Genomic DNA, 21,836 nt, shown 5'->3' on the forward strand with positions numbered 1-21,836 from the left:
CGCCCCATCATCTCACACCGAACCTGCCGGCTGGCTCATATCAGCGGTGGGCGCCCGTAGCGAGCCATCCGTAGATGCGTTGACCACTTCAAAGGAGGCCGCGGATGGTGATACCACGGCGAGCCTTCCCAACCGGACTGGAAACCTTCCCAGTATTGCCGTAAACCTCGAGGGTCCTTCCGCATTCTCACGGTTTGCCCCAACGCCCACACCATCGGGTAGATCCACTTGAACGGCGGACGCAAGTTTCTGCGGGCCAGCCACACGCGGTTACGTGCATTCAGACGATAGAACTCTTTATGCCGGCGGGCATCAACCACGGGGTGGCCGACACGCATGTCACCTGCATACCAGACTCGGTGGCCTGTGTCCCATATACGCCACGCAAGTTCGATGCCTTCGTGCGCGTACCAGAAACCACCAGCCCACCCGCCGGTTTCGTCGAAGAGGTGCCGAGGCATCACCAAGCAGGTCTCCCCTACGTGGAACACGTTGCTGGAAACGTCTGGAGTGCGTTTCCAGATACGCGGCGTCCAGCGGCGGGGCGACTGGCCCGGTTTAGCAGGGTCCACGATCTGCGGTTGTAACAGGCCCATGGACGGGTGTTGGCGGAAACGCTCAACCGCCTCCGCTATGAAGTCGTTATCCAACAGCCAGGAGTCATCATCCAAGAACATGAGGTACTCCCCATGCACGTGCTCAACCCCAGCATTCCGGCCAGCCGGGATACCAAGGTTCTCTTCGAGCTTGATGCCCTTGACCCCATCAGGCAGCCCCACTGGCTGCCAGCCGTTGCCGACCACCGCGATGTTGACGTTGACGTCCTTCTGGCGCCGCAACGAACGCAACGCACGAGCCAGCTCGGCAGGCCGCTGGCCCATCGTGAGCACTACAACACCGACTGTGGGTGTGCCTTCAACCATGAGGTGCGGTTGACGGCGGCCAGCTGAGCGTAGCTTCCCGATCCGACGTTTGAGGGATGAGAACATCAGTTCTCACCGCTTGTACGCACAGACGCATCAGTAGCATCCGTGAGCTCTACAGGTTGTGCTTGAACGTCTTCGGGGCGCTTATACTCCCAGCCGGTCGATAGCGGCGCTAGGCGCGCAGAGAACACCTGGGCACAGAAATGTCCCACGTTCACACCCACTGTGGCAACGAGCAAGACCCACATGACCCACGATTCGGCAACAACCGGCTGGCCAATCACCGCAGAGACAATCGAGGCCGCAAAGAAGATGAGGCTCAACTCAACCGCGTGAAGCATGCGGTGAAACGGAACAAACCGCGCCATGCTGCGCAAGCGTCCAATCAGCGAAGCTGGCGGCATCGCTCGGGCCTCTGAGGTGTCCGGGAGCTTCTCAACACCGGCGAATGCGCGCGAGGCATGCATCATGATCGATTGCGAGCGGTTCATCAACAGCAAGACACCCAACGTTGCCCCGGCCCAGGCCGCAGCCCATCCGGCCGCGGTGAACGCGCTTGGGGAGACCCCCATCGCAACCCGTACGCCCACCCCGACGGCAACGGCCGCCTCAGTTGAGTGGTGCGCGACCATATCGATGAAGATGCCTTTAGGTCCGCGGACGCCGCGCCAGCGCGCTACTTCCCCGTCACAGCAATCGAGGTAGAGCTGAACCTGCGAGAACACCACTGCGATCAACGGGCCCCAGATACCCGGGATCAGCATTGCCGCCCCCATGAACCAGCCCGTGATCATCATGAGCGTGGTGACCTGGTTCGCGGTGATCCTGGTCTTGACGAGCACACGCGTGAAATAGATCGAGATGTGGCGGAGATACAGCTCAGCGGTCCAGTGTTCTGCGTTCTTGCGCGCCCGCACATGCGGAGGCTGGCACACGGCACGCAGTTGGGCGAGCGTGGGGTTCGCCGGCCGGATCAACCCGTCCGGACCAACCGGGACGGTGCCGTCAGCAGAAACCTGCAGATTCGATGGGAAATTGTGGGTCATTTGACTCTCGAAGTGTCTTTGACGTCGCCGGCGCCCATGATGCGGCCACGGATGAAGCCGGCCGCCCAGGTTCCGTGCATTGTCGGCAATACCCGCGCGAGCAATCCTTTCTCCTTCAACGGTAGCTCACGGCCGGCATGCCAAGCGGCCCCTAGGATGCCGAGGCCGTAGCCGATCGGGGCTATCGCGGCCGCGGTACTCGCTTTGCGCAGGGCCGAGCCCTTCGAGGTGAATGGACGGATCATAAGCCCGATGATGCCCGCGCCGAAGCCGATCAGTGCAGCGGGAGGCGCATAGTGTTTCAGGCGCGCGCCCCCTGGGCCTCGTCGCCCTAGTTCCCCACGCCACACGCCTGATGCGAAGGTCTGGCGGGCAAGAGCCCCGAAGTTATCGCGGGGGTAGTAGCGAACTCGCAAGCGAGGGTCGAACCACACCGTATGGCCGGCCTCGCGGATGCGTTTGCACAGCTCCCAGTCCTGGGCGCGGATCATGGTCTCGTCATAGAGGCCCACGATCTCGAAGATCTCGCGGCGGAAAACACCAAGATAAGCGGAATCAGCGGGGCCGGCCTGCGCGCCGGTGTGGTAGGGGGCGTTCCCCAAACCGAACGGCGACTTATAGGCCGCAGCGACTGCACGCTGGATCGGGTTGGTGCCTTGGGCGTCCATGATCCCGCCAACATCGGCGGCCCCGGTCTCTTTCAACGCCTCAATCGCGATCCGCGTATAGCCCGGGCTCAAAACAGAGTGGCCATCCACGCGGATGATGACATCCGCGTCGACCGCTTCAATCGCCCTGTTCAAACCTGACGGCGTGTTACCGGCCGGATTCTCCACAAACAGCACACGCGAATCTTCTGCCGCGATCCGCTGCACAATCCGTTCAGTACCGTCATTGCTGGGGCCCACCGCTACAGCGACCTTCTGGGATCCTTCATATTCCTGATCCAAAACTGAGGCGATAGCCTCCGCAATATAGGCGGCCCCGTTCAGCACAGGGATCACATACGCAACCGTTGGATTCGCCTTCAGCTGCGGCAACGCATTCTTCGTCATTAGCCTCGTGACCTCTGATACGCCTTGACGACCTCTGGGGTGTCCCCGTCCATCATCAAGACACCCTTTTCAATCCAAATAGTTCGGCTACAGGTATCCTGAATCGATTTCATCGAGTGGGACACCAAGAAGACGGTGCCGGCGCCGTCACGGATCTCACGGATCCGCTTCTCCGAACGCTTACGGAAAGCCGCGTCTCCCACGGACAAGGCTTCATCGACAATCAGGATGTCGTGGAACTTCGAAGCCGCGATCGAGAACTTCAAACGCGCCTGCATACCTGAAGAGTAGGTGCGCATCGGAAGGTCGATGAAATCTTCAAGGCCCGCGAATTCAACAATCTTGGGGCGCAGCTCTTCGATCTCATGCATCGAAAAACCCAACGCCAAACAACCCAATGTGATGTTCTCATCGCCTGAGACGCTCGGGATCAAAGCCGCACCGACGCCAAGGAGGTTCGGGCGGCTTGAGGCGTAGGTTGCGCCCTCAGCTGGTGGGGTGAGGCCCGTGATGGCTCTCAGTAGCGTCGATTTTCCGGAACCGTTCGAACCGATAATGCCGATGGATTCGTTCTTGTACGCAACGAAACTGACACCTTTGAGCGCGTGCACTTCACGAACGCCGCGCATCCGCTTCTTGAAGATGCCTCCGCGACTGTTCGCCCCGGCCGAGCGGCCTGAAGAGAACGCCTTGTATTTCACGTGGAGATCATCCACGATCACAACCGGTTGACGATCAGGGTCGATGCGCAGCTGCTCGTCACGGCTCGGCGGAACGGGCTCGGCCACGCCTTCTTGCTCTTTCTTAGGTTGTTCCTTTTTAGGAGACTCGGCCATAGAGTTCCTCCGCTCGCCAGAAGAATACGGTGCCAATCACGAACAGGCCCACAGCCCAACCCGCTACGACTGCCCACGCCATTGGATCAAACGTGTGGCTACCACCCAAAACAAGTCCGCGTGCAATGGTGAGGACCTGATAGATCGGGTGGAAGTCATACACGGTGATCACGGCTGGCCACTGAGCCAGGATGTTCTCGACCGAGAACAAGACACCGGATGTGAAGAAGAAGAAACGGTTCACGACCGGCAGCAGCTGCGTCAGGTCGTGTGTGTGCACGGTCAAGCGTGCAAACAGGAATGCAACCCCTGTGTTGAAGATCGCATAGAGCGCGAATAGCGGGATGATCAAAAGCCACTGCCACCGTGGCCAGTAGCCCAGTGCCATGACGTAGATGAACATGACGCCCAGCATCGGAATCTGAGTGAGGATCTGCTGGATCACGATCGAGAACGGAAGGGTCGCGCGCGGGAAGGCTAGCGACTGCACGAGCGCACGGTTACCCGTGATAGAGCGGGCGCCGTCGCTCATCGATTTGGAGAAAAACTCGATGAGGAACACGCCGATCACCACGAACGCCGCGAATCCAGGCGGGCGCCGGTCTCCTTGCAGGACACCGAAAATGAACCCGTACATCAACGCGTTGAAGGTAGGCTTCAGAATCTCCCAGAACACGCCTAAACGGTTTTGGGAATTGCGTGCACGGATCTTGGACTGTGCAAAGACAATGGCGAATCGCCTGCGCCGCCAGGTCTCTCGATAATAAGCGAAGAGGCCAGGGCGCGCGCCCACACGGCTCAGGCCGTGGGACTGTGCCAACGCTGGGATGTCCATAGACGAGCTACTGCTTCCTCTAATGATGCTGGCCGTACATGCAAAACGGCCGGCTTGGTGTGAAAGATTCTATCTGTTCGTGTGTTGCTCACCTTAGCGCGCATCGACGGCTCGGATGCAATCGGTGTGCTGCCGCTTACTTTTTCTTTTCTTCCGGTAGCGCCGCATAGTAATCCGCGACCGTGTCGTTGCGCAGAGCTTCCGCGAGCGCATCGATCGCGGCTTGGTCAGGCAAAACGATCGACTGTCCGTCCAGGCTTGTACCTGTACCTGCGGTTGGCAGCGTGAAGCTCACGATGTCGGAGGCACGTACGTTCTTCATCTGCAGTCCCAGCCCGGTGAGCAGGGATGGGTCAGAGAATTCTTCGTCCATGGAGATGTATGGGGCTATAGAATCCACGACCTTGAAGAGCTTGGCCGGGTTAGACAGGGTCTCCGCGCTCAGGACTTTCCCAAAGACAGCTTTGAGGAACTTCTGTTGGTTTCGTACGCGCTGATAGTCGCCGTCGGGGAAGCTCTTACGTTCGCGCACAAAGCGTAGGGCCTTGTCGCCGTCGATGTGAATCTTGCCCTTCGGGTAGTGGTAGTCGGTGTCGTGGGCGATGAAGTCGTATTCGTTGTCGACTGTGACGCCACCGATTGCTGTGGTGAGGTCGCGGAATCCTTGGAAGTCGATGATCGCTACGTGGTCGATGCGGGTGCCGAGCCGTTCTTCGAGGGTCTGGATGAGTAGCGGGACGCCGCCGTTAGCCATTGCGGCGTTGAGTTTTGCCTCGCCGTGGCCTGGGATGGAAATCCAGGTGTCTCGCATGAGCGAGATGACGTAGACCTTATCGCGGCTTTCTGGGATGTGGACGAGCATCATGGAGTCGGAACGCCGGTCAGTTGCGGTCGCGTTCGGGTCGATAGCCGCCCGCTTACCTTTGCCGGGTCCACCGTCTGCGCCCAGTAGCAGGATGTTCATGGAGGTGTCGCCTGGGTCTTTGACCGGGCGGTCGTCCTCGTCCGGGAAAGCGCTTGCGATTGTGGTGGTTTTCTCGAAGGCACGCCCGAATTTTGAGGCCAGGCCGAGGCCGGCTCCTGCGACGGTGACCATGATGATGAGCAGGCATCCCAGTACGATACGGCCGACGTGCACCCGACGGTGCTTCACGCGGCGGGGCACATAGGTACCCTGCGTGGTTCCGTACATCAATGCTCCTCACGTAGTCGATCACGGCTATGGGCGCCCTGATGATCCAACGAAGCGACCGCTCACAGAAGTGATAGTCCCAAGTTCTAAGAATAGAGTCGTTTTGGGTTTACTAGGCAAATTTCGCAGCGACACTCTTGGGGACGAATTCGGATATGTCTCCCCCGAGTGATGCAACTTCCTTGATCAGCGATGAAGAAACGTACTGATACTCCGGGTCTCCGAGAATGAATACGGTCTCAACCCCGGTGAGGTGGCGGTTCATGGAGGCCATCGGGGTTTCGAATTCGAAGTCCTGGCTGTTGCGTAGCCCTTTGAGGATGGCGCGCGCCCCTTTGCGAGCGCAGTATTCGGCTAGTAGCCCGTCCCCCATGGGTTCCACTGTGATGCCGCTGATCGCTGAGACCTGGTCGCGGATCATTTGGACGCGTTCTTCTTCGCTGAAACGGTATTTCTTTGCCGGATTCGTGGAGACGGCAACGATGACCTCATCGAAGAGTGAGGCCGCACGCATGAAGACCTCTAGGTGGCCCTTATGGACAGGGTCGAAGGACCCTGGGCATACAACACGAGTCATGTGAACACTGTTTCATATTTTTCTGGGAACGTCGTCGAATTCGTACGGTTTGGGATGCATTCACAGGTTGTGGCGCGCAGCTATGCGCAGCGGCGTCCGTGTATGGGCTCGGTACTGTATAAGCATGGCCAGCATCAATGAGACCAGCACGAATACTTCAAACCCGGGCCAGCAGCCCCGCTTCTCTTCGATTCCTGCCTCACCCTCGATTGCGCCGTGGTTCCAGGGGGCGCGGCGAGCGCGTCTGGCGGGGGCTCATGGGCTGAAGAAAACTATCTTCGAGGAGGTTTCGGATCTTGCACGGTTGCATGAGTCGGTGAATTTAGGTCAGGGTGTTCCGGATAACGATGCGCCTGATGAGATCGTGGATATCGCTCAGCAGATGCTTGCGCGTGGTCATCATCAGTACGCTCCGGCGGCCGGTGTCCAGGATTTGAGGGTTGCGATCGCTGAGCATCAGCAGTCCTGGTATCGGGTGACGGTGGATCCGGATGCGCAGGTTGTTGTGACCTCAGGTGCTACGGAAGCTATCGCTGCGGCTGTGCTCGCGTTTGCTCGTCCGGGCGATAACGTCGTGACTTTCGAGCCGTTTTATGACGCCTATGCGGCGTTGACTGGTTTTGCCCGGGTTGAGTTGCGGACTGTCCCGATGGTTTATGACGCTCAGACGGGTTCTTTTCAGCCGGATTGTGAGGCTTTGGCTCAGGCGGTGGATCAGAACACACGCATGATCATCGTGAATGATCCGCATAACCCGACCGGCTCGGTGTTTAGTCCGGACTCCCGCCAGGCGATAGTTAGGGCTGCTATTGAGGCTTCTGCTTTGATCCTCTCTGACGAGGTCTATGAGCACCTGGTCTATAACCAAAAAGGCGATGAGCGTCTGGGGCTTGCCAATGGTTTTGTGCCATTTGCTCACACGCCTGGGGCGTGGGAGCGAACCATCTCGGTTTCTTCTGCCGGGAAGACGTTCTCTTTGACGGGGTGGAAGGTTGGGTGGGCTACTGGCCCGGCTCAGTTGATTGATGCGTTGCGTACCGTCAAGCAGTATCTGACGTTCTCTACCGGCCCGATGTTCCAGCCGGCGATCGCTCATGGTTTGCGTTTGCCGCGCGAGTTCTTCACCCGCCGTGCTGTGCAGCTGGGTGAGAAAGTCAATGTATTGGTCGATGCGCTCGAAGACGCTGGCGCGAAGGTTGTGCGGCCACGTGGTGGATATTTCGTGCTGGCCGATATGGCGCCGTTGGGTATTGAGGATGCGACCGAGCTCGCTCAGGTGTTGCCTGAGAAGGCCGGTGTAGCTGCGGTTCCGGTCAGCGCCTTCACGACGCCTGAGTTTGAGGGCCGTTTCGCTTCATACTTGCGTTTTGCCGCTTGCAAGGACCAAGCGAGCGTTGAGGAGGGCGCGAAACGGTTGCGTACCTCGCTTGCTGATGCTGCGCGGGCGGTAGCGGGTGAAAGCGCTGGCCGGTGATCATGAGCGGAGTACACAATGCCGATGAGGCGTCAAACGTGAATGAACACCCCGATACTTCACGTCCGAGTGGGTCTCAGTTCCTTGGTAGCGAGGTTCTCAGTTCAGGGGCGGTAGCTGCTTGGTGGCGTTCCCCGTGGATCCCGGGCGGGTTGACCTTAGACATCGATGGGGCCGAACAGTCCACGGTTTTCCCGGATGATCAGTCGCGGCTTCTCTACGACTACCTTCAGTGGATGCAGGCCGCCCTCCAGCTGTGGACCCCACGCGGCGCCGGAACAGCACGCGGCACCGGAGAATCGGACCGCGCTGGAACATCGCAAGGCACTGCTTTCCGCGCTGGAACCTATATTCACTTAGGCGGCGGAGGTTTGTCTTTGCCGCGGGCCCTTGCCGTAGCGGAACCAGCCAGCACCCACATCGTGGTGGATTTAGATCCTGACTTGATCGATACGGTGCTAGCGAAGGTTCCGTTCCCGGGCACCAACGCTCCGCACGTGATCGCCGGCGATGTGCGGGATGCCCTGCCTCGCGCGGTAGAGGTCGCCGGAGTTGCCGATGCTCTCGTGCTTGATATCTCGATCGAGCCTGATTCGCCAGCTCGCCTGTTCGATCCGGGGTTTATGACCGAAATGTTCGATGCGGTAGTCCCCGGCGGGCTTGTTCTCATCAACATCGGCGACGAGCCGGGTCTTGAGGCGACCCGCCGGATGGCTGACTCACTCAAGGCCGCCGGAGCTAGCTATTTCGTTGCCGCTGATTCCTCGATGTTCTCTCTCACGATGCCCGGCAACGTCGTGCTTGGTGCGCGGCGTTCACCCGCCCCGTTCACCGCCGAGGAGTTAGCCGCCCTCCACGCGGCAGGCCCGCGGCCAGGTACCGTGCTGAGCCCCGGAGAACTCGCCGCGGTGTTCGCAGGCCGCACCCAATGATCCCCGCCACACGGACACATGAAACCGAACAGATGAAAACAACCGGGCAGCAACCTCAGGAGGATAAGTGAGCCGCATCATCGCAGGGGTCGCCGGCGGCCGAAGACTCACAAGCGTGCCCGGCCACGACACCCGCCCGACCACCGACCGCGTCAAAGAGGCCCTGTTCTCCCGCCTGGACTCTTGGGACGTCATCGCTGGCGCCCGCGTGCTTGACCTGTTCGCCGGATCCGGAGCGCTCGGACTCGAGAGCTTATCGCGCGGAGCCCACAACGCGATCCTCGTGGATCACGCCCGCCCCGCCATCCAAGCCCTACGCGCCAACGCCACACTCATCAACAAGGAACTCAGCAACACAGCTCCCGTCAGCAACACAGCGCCCATCAGCAACACAGCGCCCATAAACAGCCCAGCGCCTGTCAATAGCACAGCGCCTGGGAAGGGCTGCGCGTTCGGAGCCAGGGTTGAGCAGGCGAAGGCGGCAACGTTCCTCGCCAACTACTCGGGCGTCTCGTTTACGCTCGTCTTCCTCGACCCTCCCTACCCCATGAGCACTGAGGAGGTGGATGAGCTTCTAGCCGCACTTGTGCCCCACCTGGCTCCCGATGCGGTCGTGTGCCTCGAGAGAGCCTCCAGCTCGCCTGCCCCACAGTGGCCGGACGGCCTTTCAGCGCTCAAGCCACGCCGCTATGGGGAAACCACCCTGTATTTCGCCGAAACACCAGTAGCCGAAACCCCATAACCGCTCCAGAAGGCTTAGGAGCGTTGCAGATAGGCCGCGCTTTCGGAGTCTTCGAGTTCAGCCACGAGCCGCGCGAGTTCGGGGTGGGCCGCGCGCCAACCCGGCGCGACGATGCCGTGGGCGTCTTCGCGGGCCGCTTGGATCACATCGGCGTCCCTCATGACGCGTAGGAGGTTGAGCGTCGATTTCCCGCCCGACTGGCTTTGCCCCAGAATGTCGCCTTCACGGCGCAGTTTGACATCCTCCTCGGCGAGCGCAAAGCCGTCTGTGGTGGATGCGACTGTCTCGAGCCGTTCGACTGAGGGGTGTTGGTGTTCGAGGTTGGTTACCAAGAGGCAGGTTCCGGGCAGGTTTCCGCGCCCGATGCGTCCTCGTAGCTGGTGGAGTTGGGAGATGCCGAAGGCGTCGGCGTCGATGATCGCCATGACGGTGGCGTTGGGGACGTCCACTCCTACCTCGATCACTGTGGTCGCGAGCAGGACATCGCTGCGGTGGTTTTCAAAGTCGTCCATGGCTTGTGCTTTGTCGGCTGGGTCCATTCCGCCGTGGAGGACTCCGATGCGCACGTCCTTGAGGGCTGGGTGTCCCGCGAGTACTTCGTACATGGTTTCTAGCGGGGTCCGTTGCGTGTGGTTCTCTTGGGCTTGGACCTCTAGCGGAAGCATCCCTTCTTCGGGAGCAACTGTTGCTGCAGCGGAGCTAGGTTGTCCAGCGGAGCCAGGTTGCCCAGGAGAGCCGGCTGGTTCGTTGTGGTGTTGGTCTTCGCTGGCTGTGATGCGTGGAACCACTACGTATGCTTGGTGGCCTTGAGCTACTTCGTCACGGATCAGGGTGAAGATGCGTTCCTTCCAGGCCGGCAAGGCCAGCGGCACCACGAATGTTTTGACTTCGGCGCGTCCGGCTGGCAATCCCTTCAGTGTCGAAACATCGACGTCCCCGAACACTGTCATCGCGACCGTTCGCGGGATCGGGGTTGCGGTCATGACCAGCATGTGCGGCCTCGCCCCTGCACCGTCGCGTAGTTTATCGCGCTGTTCAACACCGAAGCGGTGCTGTTCATCGACCACCACGAGCCCGAGCTCAGCGAACTGCACGTGATCAGAGATCAAGGCGTGTGTGCCCACTACGATGCCTGCTTGCCCTGAAGCGGCAGCTAGCAGGGTTTCACGTTTCTGGGCGGTCTTGAGCGAGCCTGTCAGCAATTCAACCCGGGTTGCGGTCTCTGGGGCACCCAGCTCACCGGCCCGTGCCAGCTCCCCTAGCATCGAACGCAGTGCTGCGGCATGTTGTTGGGCCAGAACTTCAGTGGGCGCCATGAACGCGGCCTGCCCGCCCGCATCGACCACTTGGAGCATCGCACGCAGAGCAACCAGTGTTTTACCCGAGCCGACGTCGCCTTGGACCAGCCGGTTCATCGGATGCGAGCGTGCGAGGTCTGATGCGATCTGCTCCCCTACCTCGACCTGTCCCGGGGTCAGCATGAAGGGTAGCGCTGCGTCGAAAGCCTCCAACAGGCCGCCTGTACGCTTGGGCCGTGGGACGGCGGTCTGCCCGGCGAGTGCCGCTTTGCGGTCGGCGAGGAATGTTTGTAGGACGAGGGCTTCTTGGAATACGAAGCGTTGCCGTGCCCGGTAGGCGGCTTGTAGGTTTTCGGGTTGGTGGATGGCTCGTAGCGCGGACACACGGTCTGGTAGCCGGTGGTGGGTGCGTAGTGGTGTGGGGATAGGGTCGGTGAAGGTTTCGGGGTCGATGCGCTCGAGTAGTTTCGCTTGGAGTGTGCGCACGCGGATCTGCCCGATTTTGCCTTTGAGCGGGTAGATCGGGAAGGGTTTAGCTTCGGCTTCTTGGTCTTCTCCGAGCAGTGTGTATTCGGGGTGTGAAAGTTGCAGTGCGCCTTTATATGCGGTGACTTTGCCGCTGAAGACGGCGCGTGTGCCTGGTGTGAGTTGTTGGGCGGCGAGGTAGCCGTTGAAGAAGGTCATGGGCATGAGTCCGCCGTCTTGTTCGGATTCGACTTCGATCTCGAGGAGGAATCCTTTGCGGCGGTGCATGCGGCGTTGGTGTGCGTGGATGACTCTGGCGGCTACGGTCACGTCTTCGCCGAGCGGGAGGTCGCGGACGGCCGTGAGCTCTCCTACGTCGAGGTAGCGGCGGGGGATGTGGGCGAGCATGTCTGCGACGGTGTTGAAACCGAAGGCTTTCTGGATCGCTTGGGCGTCGCGCTTGCCCAGCGCCTCGATCAGTGGTGTGTCTGGGGTCAAGGTTGCTGCGGTTGCTGTGGTGGCTGCGCTTGCTGCGGTTGCTGTAGTGGCTGAGGGCTCGGCTGAGGCTGTGGCACCTGGCTGAGGGTTTGTTTCGGCGGTCATCGGTGGTTTATCCCAGCGTGGTTGCAGCCTTGAGAGCTCTGCCCTGCCGTGTGCGGGCGTGTTGGGTTGTGTTCGGATAGGTGTTGTAGCGGCGTGACTGCGATGTCGGTGGGTTCCCCGGCTTTGCTGATGATCTCTAGCGCGGTTGTTTCGGTGGGGACGTGCACGTGCACCCGCCAGGAAAGTGTGTGCTCGCTGGTTGCTGCCTGTTGGCTAGGGTTGGCGTGGTTGTAGCCGCGGTACTCCGGATCGTGCTCTGAGACCGGTTCCATGGCGGACATGACAACGGAGTCCCCTACCGCATCGAGCGCGGCACGCATCAGGGCGGCATCGAGTGCCGATGCGGTCACGGTGCATACAACTTCCACACCATCGGCCGCTTCAACCTGTTCGATGCGGATCTCGCCTTGGTCATGATAGCCGGGCAGGTCACGATAAGGCTCCGGGTCAACGGCGGTGTGTGTGACTGCGGCGAGCAAACAGTTCAGGATGATCGCGAAACCGACCGCGCCGGCATCCACGACCGCAACATCAGTGAGGTCTTTCAACCGGGCCTGTGTGTGCTCGGCTTCCCTCAACGCGGCCCGCCACGCGTCTTCAAGGGTTCCTATCAGTGCGGCAGGTTCGGTCTCGGGCCCGGTGAGCCGGCGCTTGCGCTGTGGGACGGTGCGCTGTGGCACGGTGCCCTGTGGGACGGACTGTTTCTGGTGGCCGCGTTGTTTCTGTTGGCTGGCTCGTGCTCTGGCGGCATCACTTGCGGCTTCCATGACTGACAAGATGGTTCCGCCCACAGGCTCAGACAACGCGGCCCACGCCCGTAACCGTCCAGCTTCGAGACTCTCGGCGAGCGCCGGCGCGGTGAGGGTCGTGATTCCTGCGAGGGATTCACCCATCCCGAGTAGAAACACTGAGACGAGGGATCCTGAGTTTCCTTGGGCTGAGCCGAGCGCTTGCCGGGCAGCAGTTGCGAGGTGGTGCCCGAGGTCCCCGGTAGGTTCAGCCTCGGTGATGGCCTGGTGCACGGTGCGCATCGTCGCTACAAGGTTCGTTCCGGTGTCACCGTCTGGGACTGGGAAGACGTTGATCGCGTTGAGGGATTCCTGTTGCTTGGTTAGCTCGGTGACGCTGAGGCTCAGCCAGTCTTGGAGCCCTGAAAAGTCCGCGCGGATTGCCTGCGTCACCGTGCCCTCCCTCTCACTCATCCACCATTGGTTCAGAATACTTATTTAGCTAATCCGTGGCGAGTCATGAAATCCTCCATGCCGCCTTCTCGCATCGCTTTAGAGAATTCGTTGATCACGTCCATGTCCGGGACCACGATGGATTGGCCGTCAGCGCTGGTGCCCACGCCTTTATTCGGCAGGGTCATGAAGTGGAAGTCGTTGGCTCTCACACCCGGCATGGTGATCCCAAGCTGCATGAGTTTCCATCCGGTGAGGGTCTCGTCGCGGGTCATATAGGGCGCCATTGCGCCTACCGTGTTGGTTGTCTTGACCGGGTTGATCAAGGTTTGCGGGCTCAGCATTTTAGTGAAGATGACTTTCACAAGCTGCTGCTGGTTCTTCACACGCTGATAGTCGCCGTCCTTGAAGGCGTAACGCTCGCGGACAAACCACAATGCTTGCTTGCCGTTGACGTCCATGCGGCCTTCATAGTGGGTGCCTGCTTTATCGAAGGGCTGTGGAACATCGATCGTGACCCCGCCCAGCGCATCGACCATCCCTTCGAATCCGGAGAAGTCGATGGTCATGACGTGATCGATAGGAACGTTGAACAGGTTCTCTAGGGTTGCCACGGTCAAGGGCATCTTGCCCATCGCGTAGGCGGCGTTGATCTTCGCCTCACCGTGATTCGGGATGTTCACCCACGTATCACGCATGATCGAGGTGACATAGACCCCGTGCCTATCGGATGGGATGTGCATCAGCATCATCGTGTCCGTACGGCCGGAATCGTTCTGACCGCCGCGGGAATCGTTACCGAGCAGAAGAATGTTGACGGACCTATCCCCTGGCCCGTGTTGCGGCCGCTGCCCTTGCGGGAACGCCTCCGCCACCGGAATCGCGTGGGACTCGTTGAACTTCGCGGCAAGCACCGCCGCATAGACACCCAGCAAGCCCAGAACAACAAGGACGATCGTGAGCAGCGAAATCAGGAACTTCTTGCCCCCGCTCTTCTTCTTTCGCGGCTTGCGCTGCGGCGGATACGGCTGCTGCCCCGGCTGTTGATACGGCTGACCAGGCTGCTGATACTGCTGGTTGGCCGGGTACGGCTGCCCCTGTTGGTATGGCTGGGCAGGCTGATACGGCTGGGCAGGTTGGGAATAGCCATATCCTTGTTCCCCTCCGTACCCTGAACCGGATCCGTAGCCTGACCCGTACCCTGAACCGGATCCGTAGCTTGAGCGCCCCGAGGAGGTCGCGCTGAACTCATTGCCCCATTGACCATTGTCGTACCGGTCGTCGTCATACCGGTCAGGGTCGACGTTGAATCTCCGGTCGCTCATCGGCGGTCTCCTACCTCGTTCAATGCGCATCTGATGTGCACAGTACAACTGTCTTACAGGAAAGCTTAGAGCCGCACCCTGCAGATAAACTGAAGATATGCGTGCTTTTCCCGTGTTCTCTCAGCCTTCTAGGCCTGTTCAGCCTCGCATCACACTCCGTTGTCGTGGACGCAAGGCCGCTATCGCCACTGTACTGAGTATTGGCGCAACCCTCACCTTGAGCGGTTGTAGCGAACCGGTCGAGGTCGCTCCCGCAGAGAACGCAGCAGATGCCCGATGCTCACAGGTCATGATCACCTTGCCACAAGAGATCTCAGGGCAACCTAAACGGAAAACCCGAGCCAGTCCACTGCCGCGTGGGGTTCACCGGCTTCAGCGATCCTCAAATGCGGTGAGATTGCGCCCGCCGTCACCTCAGACAGGTGTTCCACTTTGGATGAGGTGGATTGGACCGCGCGTGAGAACAATGACGGTACATGGACGATCGCAACCTACGGCCGTGAACCGTACATCACCATCACGATCGACACGGCACGCATCTCTTCCTCCGATGTCGCAGTTGCGGTCTCTGATGCCGTGAAGAACAACAAAGCAACCAAACGCTGCACCTCAGCCCGCGACCTCAACCTCGAAGCGCCTGAGGACGCGGACGAGGACGTGGTCAGCGAAGGCAAGAAGAACGGCTAACGCAGTAACCCCGGCTGCCGCTCAAGGGCAAGGGTGATCAGCTCGGTGATCAGATCTTCGTACGGCAAACCACTTGCCGCCCACAGTTGCGGATACATGCTAATCGGGGTGAAGCCTGGCATCGTGTTGATCTCGTTGATGATCCATTCGCCGGCTTCATCCAAGAAGAAGTCCACGCGTGAGGGGCCTTCGCAACCGAGTGCGTCATAAGCGATGATCGCGTGTTCCTTGAGGGATGTAGCCTGCTCCTCGCTCAGCTGTGCAGGGGCTTCGGTGCGTGCGTTGTCATCGGCCAGGTATTTCGATTCATAGTCATACAGGTCAGCTGCGGCCTCATCGACCACAACCTCACCGCCCACCGAGGCACGTGTCGGCTCGCCTCGGCGCCCTTCTAAGGCAGCGCACTCAATCTCACGCCCTGTGATGCCCTGCTCGATCAATACCTTCGGGTCATGCATCCGGGCTTCCTCGATCGCAAGGCTCAAATCCTCACGATCATCCACACGCACAACACCTTGCGAAGAGCCTGCCCGCGCAGGCTTCACAAACAACGGAAGCTCAAGGGAGTCACACCGGTCTAAGCAACTTTGAGGGTCCGCATCCCATTCACGGTTGGTGACCACCTGATAAGGCCCCACACGCAAGCCAGCTGCGTTGAAAGCCATCTTCATCAGATGCTTATCCATACCCACAGCAGAAGCCGCAACACCCGAGCCCACATATGGGACCCCGATCAGCTCCAGCAGGCCCTGAACCGTGCCATCCTCGCCATATGGACCATGTAACAGCGGGAACACAACGTCGATACCGGTGAGCATCTTGACCATCTCACCTGGTTGGGCATCCGTGACCAGACGCGCCGCCGCATCGGGGCTGTCCGAGCGCATGAGCCGCACCGGCTGGCCTTGAGGCTCAACCATCGGTTCAACACCGCCGTCGAAGGAATACGTCAGAACCTGCTGCGGCGCAACCAGCGTCCATACGCCGTCCTGGGTGACACCCACTGGAATCACGGTGAAACGATCCGTATCGATCGCACGCAAAACTCCGGCCGCGGTCACACACGAAACCGAATGTTCGCTCGACTGGCCACCGAAAAGGAGCAAAACCTTCCGTTGAGGCGTTGACACTGGTTACGCTCCTTCCGATTTCAGATCCCGGTCCAACAGCAGCTTAGGCATCTTCACCACCGGCTCGGATCCATCCAGAACCATCGAAGCCGCCGCAGCGATCGGCATATCAACACCGTTTTCGTGAGCAAGTTCCAAAACAGCCGAGCAGCTCTTGACGCCTTCTGCCACCTGGGTCATCTTCGAGATCACCTGCTCCATGCTCAGCCCCTGACCAAACAGACGCCCAGCCGTATAGTTTCGGGACAACGATGAGGCGCACGTAGCCACAAGATCACCCATACCGGCTAGCCCCGACATCGTCTCCGCTTTACCGCCAAGAGACACAGCCAAACGAGTGGTTTCTGCAAGCCCGCGGGTAATCACGGTGGCCTTCGTGTTATCCCCCATGCCCATGCCATCGCACATACCCACCGCGAGCGCGATGATGTTCTTCACGATCCCGCCGATCTCAGCGCCAATCACGTCCCGGTTGGTGTAGGGACGGAAGTATGGGGCGGTGCAGGCCTTCGCGACGGCGTCAGCGGTCTCGGTGACAGCGCACGCAACCACCGAGGCGGTGGGTTCTTCACGCGCGATCTCGCGTGCAAGGTTAGGGCCGGAGAGGACCACGAGCTTGTCTTGCTTGGTTCCCAGAACTTCCTGGACCACCTGGGTCATGCGCAGACCCGTGCCTCGTTCCAGGCCCTTCATCAACGAAACGATGATCGCCTCAGACGGGATGTGCTCCACCCATTGGGTGAGCTGCTCCCGCAAGGTTTGAGCCGGTACAGCGAGAACCACCATGTCCGCATCAGCAAGTGCCGCGCCCGGATCCGAGGTTGCGGTGACATTGAGCGGCAACATCAATTCACCGAGGTAGCCGCTGTTCGTGTGTTTGGTCGCGATCTCTTGGGCCACCTCGTCACGACGGGCCCATAACGTTACGGTCGCTTCCGGGTTGGCGTCAGCCAAAACTTTGGCGAACGTGGTCCCCCACGAGCCTGAACCCATCACGGTGAGATTCTTCACGCGTATGCCTCCAACGCTGTGTTCTCTTCTGAAGCGTCTACTGCGCGGTGTCTACTGCGGGGTATCTACTGCGCGGTTTCACCGCTTTTCTACCAGTCTTCTTGCTCACGGCGGCGGCGCTTTTCTTCTTCGCGCTGCTTGAGCTGTTCATCGGCATCGGCCGTAGGATTCCACGGCGCTTCCGGGGGTTCTTCACCGCGCAAGTCAGAGACCAGGTACGTCATGTGTTTCATAATGCGGGTGGTTGCCTCGTCCAGCACCGAGCGGGTCATTGGTCCGCTACGCAGGTCATCGAGGTCAATCTCCGAACCTGCCATGACCACGGTCGCTTTCCGCGGGAACAGCTTGAGCCTGCGTGGTTTGCCGCCCAAAAGTTCCTGATCCCCCCAGTGGACAACAGGGACCACTGGTGCGTTGGTTTTCAGTGCGAGCCGAGCCGCACCCGTGCGGGCCTGCATAGGCCACTTATCCGGGTCTTGGGTCAAGGTTCCTTCCGGATAGATGATGATCACACCGCCGCGTCCGATCACTTCAGCTGCCGCTTCGAGCGAGAGCTTGGCACCCGGCCCTCCGCGTTCTACCGGGATCTGGCCGGTCGCTTTCAGAACGCGGCCAACCAGTGGGATCTTGAACAGCGGTGACTTCGCGAGGAAACGCGGAAGCAATCCCTGCACATATACCGATTCGGCAATGATGAGCGGGTCAAGTTCACTGATGTGGTTCGCAACGATGATCGAGCCCGGTTTGATCGAACCCATACCAACCCAGGTTCGGCGCAACAACAGCGCCAGGGCAGGGCGTACGAAAGCTGCGGCGGTCCCGAAAGTGATGCGTGCGGCGAGGGTTTCGTTAGATCCCTTCCGCGCCATCACGCTTGTTCCTTCAGCTCGATATCGGCACCTAGGCCACGCAACTTATCGGTGAAGTGTTCATAGCCGCGGTTGATGAGGTCGATGCCGGTGGCATTCGACACGCCTTCGGCTGCCAGCGCTGCAATCACGTGGGAGAATCCACCCCGCAGATCCGGGATCACAAAGTCAGCGCCCTTGAGATTGGACTTACCGGTGATCACCGCGGAATGCAGGAAGTCACGGTTGCCGAAGCGGCACGGCAGAGATCCGAGGCACTGGCGGTGCAGCTGAATCGTTGCACCCATGCGCTTGAGCGCGTCAGTGAAGCCGAAACGGTTCTCATACACCGTCTCGTGCACAATCGAGACACCCGTGGCCTGGGTCAGAGCCACTACAAGCGGCTGCTGCCAGTCCGTCATGAAACCAGGGTGCACATCGGTCTCTACGACGAGGGGGTTGAGGTCACCGCTTGGGTGGAAGAACCGGATCCCTTCGCTCTGGACTTCGAATTCGCCACCGAGGCGGCGGTAGCAGTTCAGGAACGCGGACAAGTCTTTCTGGTCCGCGCCCTTCACGAGGATGTCTCCCCCGGTGGCTAGGGCAGCGGAAGCCCACGATGCGCCCTCATTGCGGTCTGGCAGGGCGGTGTGGTCGTAGGCGCGCAACGATTCGACGCCTTCGATCACGAGGGTGCGTTCGCCGCGCAGGTCGATGATCGCGCCCATCTTCTGCAGAACAGAGATGAGGTCTTGAATCTCAGGTTCAACCGCCGCGTTCTTCAACTCGGTGATGCCCTGGGCTCGCACCGCGGTCAACAGAACCTGCTCGGTCGCACCTACGGAAGGATAAGGCAACTCGACCTTGGCGCCGTAGAGGCCGTTGCGCGCGGAAATGCTGATCCCGTTCGGGGCCTTCTCAACGACGGCGCCGAATTCGCGCAGAACCTGCAAGTGGTAGTCGATCGGGCGATCGCCGATGCGGCAGCCACCCAGGTCCGGGATGAAGGCTTCCCCGATCGTATGCATGAGCGGGCCGCAGAACAGGATCGGGATGCGCGAGTCCCCTGCGAACGCATCGATTTCGGCGCTCGAGGCAGTCTTGGCGCCCGAGGGGTCCATCACGAGCTCGCCCTTGTCGTGATCGATATCGACCGTCACGCCGTGCAGGCGCAACAGGCCAGCTACCACGTCGACGTCCCTGATCTGAGGGACGTTGCGCAGAATCGATTTCCCACTACCCAGCAAGGACGCGACCATCGCCTTTGGCACCAGATTCTTGGCACCACGTACCGTCACCTCACCAGTGAGTGGGCGGCCACCATTAATGGACAGGACCTTGGTCGTCACGCTTTAGCTTTCCTTGTCATCAGCGGGCAGTGGTTAAGCACGGGATGACCCCGTTAGTTCCTCACCATCATATAGGTCAGGGCGTGTGGCATGGAAAAGCTAATCCCCAGCCACATGCATTGAGTGATTCATAATCTCACATCTGCAAGTGACTGGGGATTCAGACTGGCAATGCTATGAAAAAGAACAGAAGATTCAATCCTATAGCACAGCCTGGAGCCCGTTTTAAGAGCGGGCTGGGAGTGTGGTTGGTTTGAACGATGGACGGCGTGCTTCGTATTCAGCGATCGCCTCTTCTTGGCGCAGCGAAAGGTCGATATCGTCGAGGCCTTCAGCGAGGCGCCACGCGGTATCGGAGTCGACGTAGAAGCCCACGGTCAACGAGCCCGCGGTGATGGTGCGGTTCGGAAGGTCGACCGTGATGTCCATCCCAGGGTTTTGCTCAACTTGCTTCCACAGCAGTTCAACGTCAGATTGCTCAACTTGTGCCGTGAGTAGTCCCTGCTTGCCGGAGTTTCCGCGGAAGATATCGGCGAAACGCGATGAGATCACTACCCGGAAGCCGTAGTCTTTGAGCGCCCACACGGCGTGCTCGCGTGAGGATCCGGTGCCGAAGTCCGCGCCTGCGATCAGAACGCTGCCATTCTTATACGGCTCTTGGTTCAGGATGAACTCTGGGTCTTGCCGCCAGCGGGCAAACAGCGCGTCATCGAAGCCGGTTTTGGTGATGCGTTTGAGGTAGACCGCCGGGATGATCTGGTCGGTGTCGACGTTGGATGCTCGCAGTGGCACGGCAACGCCGGTGTGTGTGCTGAATTTCTCCATGATGAATGTCCTTCTCTACCAGCGTGCGGTTATGCGGAGGCCGTTGCGGCGTGGTTTTCGATGATGTCCGTTGGCGAGGACAGTGTGCCTCGCACCGCAGTTGCCGCTGCTACGAGCGGGGACACGAGGTGGGTTCGCCCACCTTTACCCTGGCGGCCTTCAAAGTTGCGGTTGGAGGTCGATGCGCAGCGCTCGCCTTCGGAGAGCTGGTCTGGGTTCATGCCCAGGCACATTGAGCAACCGGCAAAGCGCCATTCGGCACCGAAGTCCTTGAAAACCTGATCCAGGCCTTCGGCTTCTGCTTCAAGCCGCACGCGTGCGGACCCGGGAACCACGATCATGCGTACGTTCGGGTCTTTTTCTTGCCCGCGGATCACATCCGCCGCGGCCCTGAGGTCTTCCATGCGGGAGTTGGTGCAAGAGCCTAAGAATACTGTGTCTACGCGGATGTCTTTCATGCGGGTTCCGGCTTCCAGCCCCATGTATTCGAGTGCGCGTTGGGCTGCAGCTTTCTCGTTTTCGTCACCATATTCTTCTGGGTGCGGAACCACGTCGTTGAGCGAAACGCCCTGGCCCGGGTTGGTGCCCCAGGTTACGAAGGGTTCGAGCTCGTCGGCGTCGAGGAACACTTCTGCATCGAATGTCGCGTCATCGTCGGTGCGCAGGGTCTTCCAGTATTCGACCGCGGCGTCCCACTCTTCGCCTTGTGGGGCGTGTGGGCGGCCCTTGATGTAGTCGAAGGTTGTCTGGTCTGGGGCGATCATGCCTGCACGCGCGCCGGCTTCGATCGACATGTTGCACATCGTCATGCGGGCTTCCATCGAAAGCTGCTCGATCGCAGAGCCGCGGTATTCCAGCACGTAGCCCTGCCCGCCACCGGTACCGATCTTGGCGATCACCGCGAGGATGATGTCTTTCGAGGTCACGCCTGGGCGCAGGGTTCCTTCAACGTTGATCGCCATGGTCTTGAACGGCTTGAGCGGCAGCGTCTGGGTTGCCATGACGTGTTCGACTTCCGAGGTTCCGATGCCGAAGGCCAGCGCACCGAACGCGCCGTGGGTTGATGTGTGGGAGTCACCGCACACGATCGTCATACCGGGCTGAGTGAGGCCCAGCTGTGGGCCAACGACGTGCACAATGCCTTGTTCTTTATCGCCCAGTGAGTGCAAGCGGACACCGAATTCCTTGCAGTTAGCGCGCAAAGTTTCGATCTGCTTTGCGGAGATCGGGTCTTGGATGGGCCGGTCGATCTCCAGGGTTGGGGTGTTGTGGTCCTCGGTCGCGATGGTCAGGTCAGGCCGGCGTAGCTTTCGGCCAGCTAAGCGCAGGCCTTCGAAAGCCTGCGGCGAGGTGACCTCGTGCACGAGGTGTAGGTCGATGTAGAGCAAATCAGGGCGGCGGTCGAGGCCCTCACCCTCGCCTCGAGCTACGACGTGGTCTTCCCACACCTTCTCTGCCAAGGTGCGCGCGGCTCCTGTGCTCGACATGTTGTTCTTCCC

Annotated in this window: 20 protein-coding genes; 4 read left to right on the forward strand and 16 right to left on the reverse strand. The window is 60.1% G+C overall.

The features are described from left to right. Window positions 1-35 precede the first annotated feature (35 nt). The 7 genes from HMPREF3160_RS02780 to coaD all read right to left on the reverse strand — a co-directional run bounded on the left by HMPREF3160_RS02780 (window position 36) and on the right by coaD (window position 6,467). The gene (locus HMPREF3160_RS02780; protein WP_370977389.1) at window positions 36-989 is read right to left on the reverse strand and encodes a glycosyltransferase family 2 protein; all 954 of its coding nucleotides are present in this window, start codon (window positions 987-989) and stop codon (window positions 36-38) included. Further along, window positions 989-1,972 carry a CDP-alcohol phosphatidyltransferase family protein gene (locus HMPREF3160_RS02785; RefSeq protein ID WP_070506992.1) on the reverse strand — a complete coding sequence of 328 codons (984 nt, stop codon included), beginning with the start codon at window positions 1,970-1,972 and terminating at the stop codon, window positions 989-991. Before HMPREF3160_RS02785 ends, HMPREF3160_RS02780 begins: the two co-directional genes overlap by 1 nt. Continuing rightward, entirely contained in the window at window positions 1,969-3,027 is a 1,059-nt protein-coding gene (locus HMPREF3160_RS02790) for a glycosyltransferase family 2 protein (protein WP_070506995.1), read from the reverse strand. Before HMPREF3160_RS02790 ends, HMPREF3160_RS02785 begins: the two co-directional genes overlap by 4 nt. Beyond that, a complete protein-coding gene (locus HMPREF3160_RS02795) occupies window positions 3,027-3,863 on the reverse strand; it encodes an ABC transporter ATP-binding protein (RefSeq protein ID WP_083285344.1) in 837 nt (278 codons plus the stop codon). The genes HMPREF3160_RS02790 and HMPREF3160_RS02795 overlap by 1 nt, the downstream gene beginning before the upstream one ends. Continuing rightward, window positions 3,847-4,698, reverse strand: a complete 852-nt coding sequence (locus HMPREF3160_RS02800) for an ABC transporter permease (protein WP_035757182.1) — start codon at window positions 4,696-4,698, stop codon at window positions 3,847-3,849. The genes HMPREF3160_RS02795 and HMPREF3160_RS02800 overlap by 17 nt, the downstream gene beginning before the upstream one ends. Window positions 4,699-4,834: 136 nt before the next feature. Then, window positions 4,835-5,890 carry an LCP family protein gene (locus HMPREF3160_RS02805; protein ID WP_035757184.1) on the reverse strand — a complete coding sequence of 352 codons (1,056 nt, stop codon included), beginning with the start codon at window positions 5,888-5,890 and terminating at the stop codon, window positions 4,835-4,837. Window positions 5,891-6,002: 112 nt separating this feature from the next. After that, window positions 6,003-6,467: a pantetheine-phosphate adenylyltransferase gene (gene coaD, locus HMPREF3160_RS02810; RefSeq protein ID WP_035757186.1), complete on the reverse strand. Its 465-nt coding sequence runs from the start codon at window positions 6,465-6,467 to the stop codon at window positions 6,003-6,005. A 124-nt stretch (window positions 6,468-6,591) separates the two neighbouring features. Here coaD and HMPREF3160_RS02815 point away from each other — a divergent pair, with 124 nt between their 5' ends. From HMPREF3160_RS02815 to HMPREF3160_RS02825, 3 genes are all read left to right on the forward strand, one after another. Then, entirely contained in the window at window positions 6,592-7,941 is a 1,350-nt protein-coding gene (locus HMPREF3160_RS02815; RefSeq protein WP_070490366.1) for an aminotransferase class I/II-fold pyridoxal phosphate-dependent enzyme, read from the forward strand. A 38-nt stretch (window positions 7,942-7,979) separates the two neighbouring features. After that, a complete protein-coding gene (locus tag HMPREF3160_RS02820) occupies window positions 7,980-8,873 on the forward strand; it encodes a spermidine synthase (RefSeq protein WP_141739801.1) in 894 nt (297 codons plus the stop codon). 67 nt (window positions 8,874-8,940) lie between these two features. Continuing rightward, window positions 8,941-9,615, forward strand: a complete 675-nt coding sequence (locus HMPREF3160_RS02825; protein ID WP_035757188.1) for an RsmD family RNA methyltransferase — start codon at window positions 8,941-8,943, stop codon at window positions 9,613-9,615. A 14-nt stretch (window positions 9,616-9,629) separates the two neighbouring features. Here the strand turns inward: HMPREF3160_RS02825 and HMPREF3160_RS02830 are convergent, their stop codons facing one another. From HMPREF3160_RS02830 to HMPREF3160_RS02840, 3 genes are read right to left on the reverse strand one after another with little or no spacing between them, the layout of a single operon-like run. Beyond that, window positions 9,630-11,981 (reverse strand): ATP-dependent DNA helicase RecG, encoded by a 2,352-nt coding sequence (locus tag HMPREF3160_RS02830; RefSeq protein WP_083285346.1) that lies wholly within the window; start codon window positions 11,979-11,981, stop codon window positions 9,630-9,632. After that, window positions 11,978-13,162, reverse strand: a complete 1,185-nt coding sequence (locus tag HMPREF3160_RS02835) for a DAK2 domain-containing protein (protein WP_070490369.1) — start codon at window positions 13,160-13,162, stop codon at window positions 11,978-11,980. Before HMPREF3160_RS02835 ends, HMPREF3160_RS02830 begins: the two co-directional genes overlap by 4 nt. Window positions 13,163-13,203: 41 nt before the next feature. Then, window positions 13,204-14,487, reverse strand: a complete 1,284-nt coding sequence (locus tag HMPREF3160_RS02840) for an LCP family protein (RefSeq protein ID WP_083285349.1) — start codon at window positions 14,485-14,487, stop codon at window positions 13,204-13,206. 432 nt (window positions 14,488-14,919) lie between these two features. On the opposite strand from HMPREF3160_RS02840, the gene HMPREF3160_RS02845 reads away from it, so the two are divergent. Next, the gene (locus HMPREF3160_RS02845; RefSeq protein WP_070506998.1) at window positions 14,920-15,174 is read left to right on the forward strand and encodes a hypothetical protein; all 255 of its coding nucleotides are present in this window, start codon (window positions 14,920-14,922) and stop codon (window positions 15,172-15,174) included. Here the strand turns inward: HMPREF3160_RS02845 and HMPREF3160_RS02850 are convergent. The 6 genes from HMPREF3160_RS02850 to leuC form a co-directional block, all read right to left on the reverse strand. Further along, window positions 15,171-16,304 (reverse strand): D-alanine--D-alanine ligase family protein, encoded by a 1,134-nt coding sequence (locus tag HMPREF3160_RS02850; protein ID WP_035757189.1) that lies wholly within the window; start codon window positions 16,302-16,304, stop codon window positions 15,171-15,173. The two genes, HMPREF3160_RS02845 and HMPREF3160_RS02850, sit on opposite strands and share 4 nt — an antisense overlap. A gap of 3 nt (window positions 16,305-16,307) precedes the next feature. Continuing rightward, entirely contained in the window at window positions 16,308-17,315 is a 1,008-nt protein-coding gene (locus tag HMPREF3160_RS02855) for an NAD(P)H-dependent glycerol-3-phosphate dehydrogenase (RefSeq protein ID WP_256173851.1), read from the reverse strand. An 89-nt stretch (window positions 17,316-17,404) separates the two neighbouring features. Beyond that, window positions 17,405-18,184, reverse strand: coding sequence for a lysophospholipid acyltransferase family protein (locus HMPREF3160_RS02860; protein WP_070490371.1), 780 nt, complete (start codon window positions 18,182-18,184; stop codon window positions 17,405-17,407). Continuing rightward, on the reverse strand, window positions 18,184-19,512 hold the full coding sequence (gene murA, locus HMPREF3160_RS02865) for a UDP-N-acetylglucosamine 1-carboxyvinyltransferase (protein ID WP_035757195.1): 1,329 nt from the start codon (window positions 19,510-19,512) through the stop codon (window positions 18,184-18,186). Before murA ends, HMPREF3160_RS02860 begins: the two co-directional genes overlap by 1 nt. 225 nt (window positions 19,513-19,737) lie before the next feature. Continuing rightward, window positions 19,738-20,337 carry a 3-isopropylmalate dehydratase small subunit gene (gene leuD / locus HMPREF3160_RS02870; RefSeq protein WP_035757197.1) on the reverse strand — a complete coding sequence of 200 codons (600 nt, stop codon included), beginning with the start codon at window positions 20,335-20,337 and terminating at the stop codon, window positions 19,738-19,740. A gap of 29 nt (window positions 20,338-20,366) precedes the next feature. After that, window positions 20,367-21,824: a 3-isopropylmalate dehydratase large subunit gene (gene leuC, locus HMPREF3160_RS02875; protein WP_070507181.1), complete on the reverse strand. Its 1,458-nt coding sequence runs from the start codon at window positions 21,822-21,824 to the stop codon at window positions 20,367-20,369. Window positions 21,825-21,836: the final 12 nt, after the last annotated feature.

It is taken from the genome of Arthrobacter sp. HMSC06H05 (assembly GCF_001807395.1).
Classification (GTDB): domain Bacteria; phylum Actinomycetota; class Actinomycetes; order Actinomycetales; family Micrococcaceae; genus Pseudoglutamicibacter; species Pseudoglutamicibacter albus.

What these genes read in the sequence shown, in the direction of transcription:
- coaD (WP_035757186.1), bottom strand. Translation starts at nt 6,467, where the DNA reads ATGACTCGTGTTGTATGCCCAGGGTCCTTCGACCCTGTCCATAAGGGC.
- HMPREF3160_RS02860 (WP_070490371.1), bottom strand. Translation starts at nt 18,184, where the DNA reads ATGGCGCGGAAGGGATCTAACGAAACCCTCGCCGCACGCATCACTTTC.
- HMPREF3160_RS02830 (WP_083285346.1), bottom strand. Translation starts at nt 11,981, where the DNA reads ATGACCGCCGAAACAAACCCTCAGCCAGGTGCCACAGCCTCAGCCGAG.
- HMPREF3160_RS02785 (WP_070506992.1), bottom strand. Translation starts at nt 1,972, where the DNA reads ATGACCCACAATTTCCCATCGAATCTGCAGGTTTCTGCTGACGGCACC.
- HMPREF3160_RS02800 (WP_035757182.1), bottom strand. Translation starts at nt 4,698, where the DNA reads ATGGACATCCCAGCGTTGGCACAGTCCCACGGCCTGAGCCGTGTGGGC.
- HMPREF3160_RS02790 (WP_070506995.1), bottom strand. Translation starts at nt 3,027, where the DNA reads ATGACGAAGAATGCGTTGCCGCAGCTGAAGGCGAATCCAACGGTTGCG.
- HMPREF3160_RS02795 (WP_083285344.1), bottom strand. Translation starts at nt 3,863, where the DNA reads ATGGCCGAGTCTCCTAAAAAGGAACAACCTAAGAAAGAGCAAGAAGGC.
- HMPREF3160_RS02840 (WP_083285349.1), bottom strand. Translation starts at nt 14,487, where the DNA reads ATGAGCGACCGGAGATTCAACGTCGACCCTGACCGGTATGACGACGAC.
- HMPREF3160_RS02805 (WP_035757184.1), bottom strand. Translation starts at nt 5,890, where the DNA reads ATGTACGGAACCACGCAGGGTACCTATGTGCCCCGCCGCGTGAAGCAC.
- HMPREF3160_RS02815 (WP_070490366.1), top strand. Translation starts at nt 6,592, where the DNA reads ATGGCCAGCATCAATGAGACCAGCACGAATACTTCAAACCCGGGCCAG.
- leuD (WP_035757197.1), bottom strand. Translation starts at nt 20,337, where the DNA reads ATGGAGAAATTCAGCACACACACCGGCGTTGCCGTGCCACTGCGAGCA.
- leuC (WP_070507181.1), bottom strand. Translation starts at nt 21,824, where the DNA reads ATGTCGAGCACAGGAGCCGCGCGCACCTTGGCAGAGAAGGTGTGGGAA.
- HMPREF3160_RS02780 (WP_370977389.1), bottom strand. Translation starts at nt 989, where the DNA reads ATGTTCTCATCCCTCAAACGTCGGATCGGGAAGCTACGCTCAGCTGGC.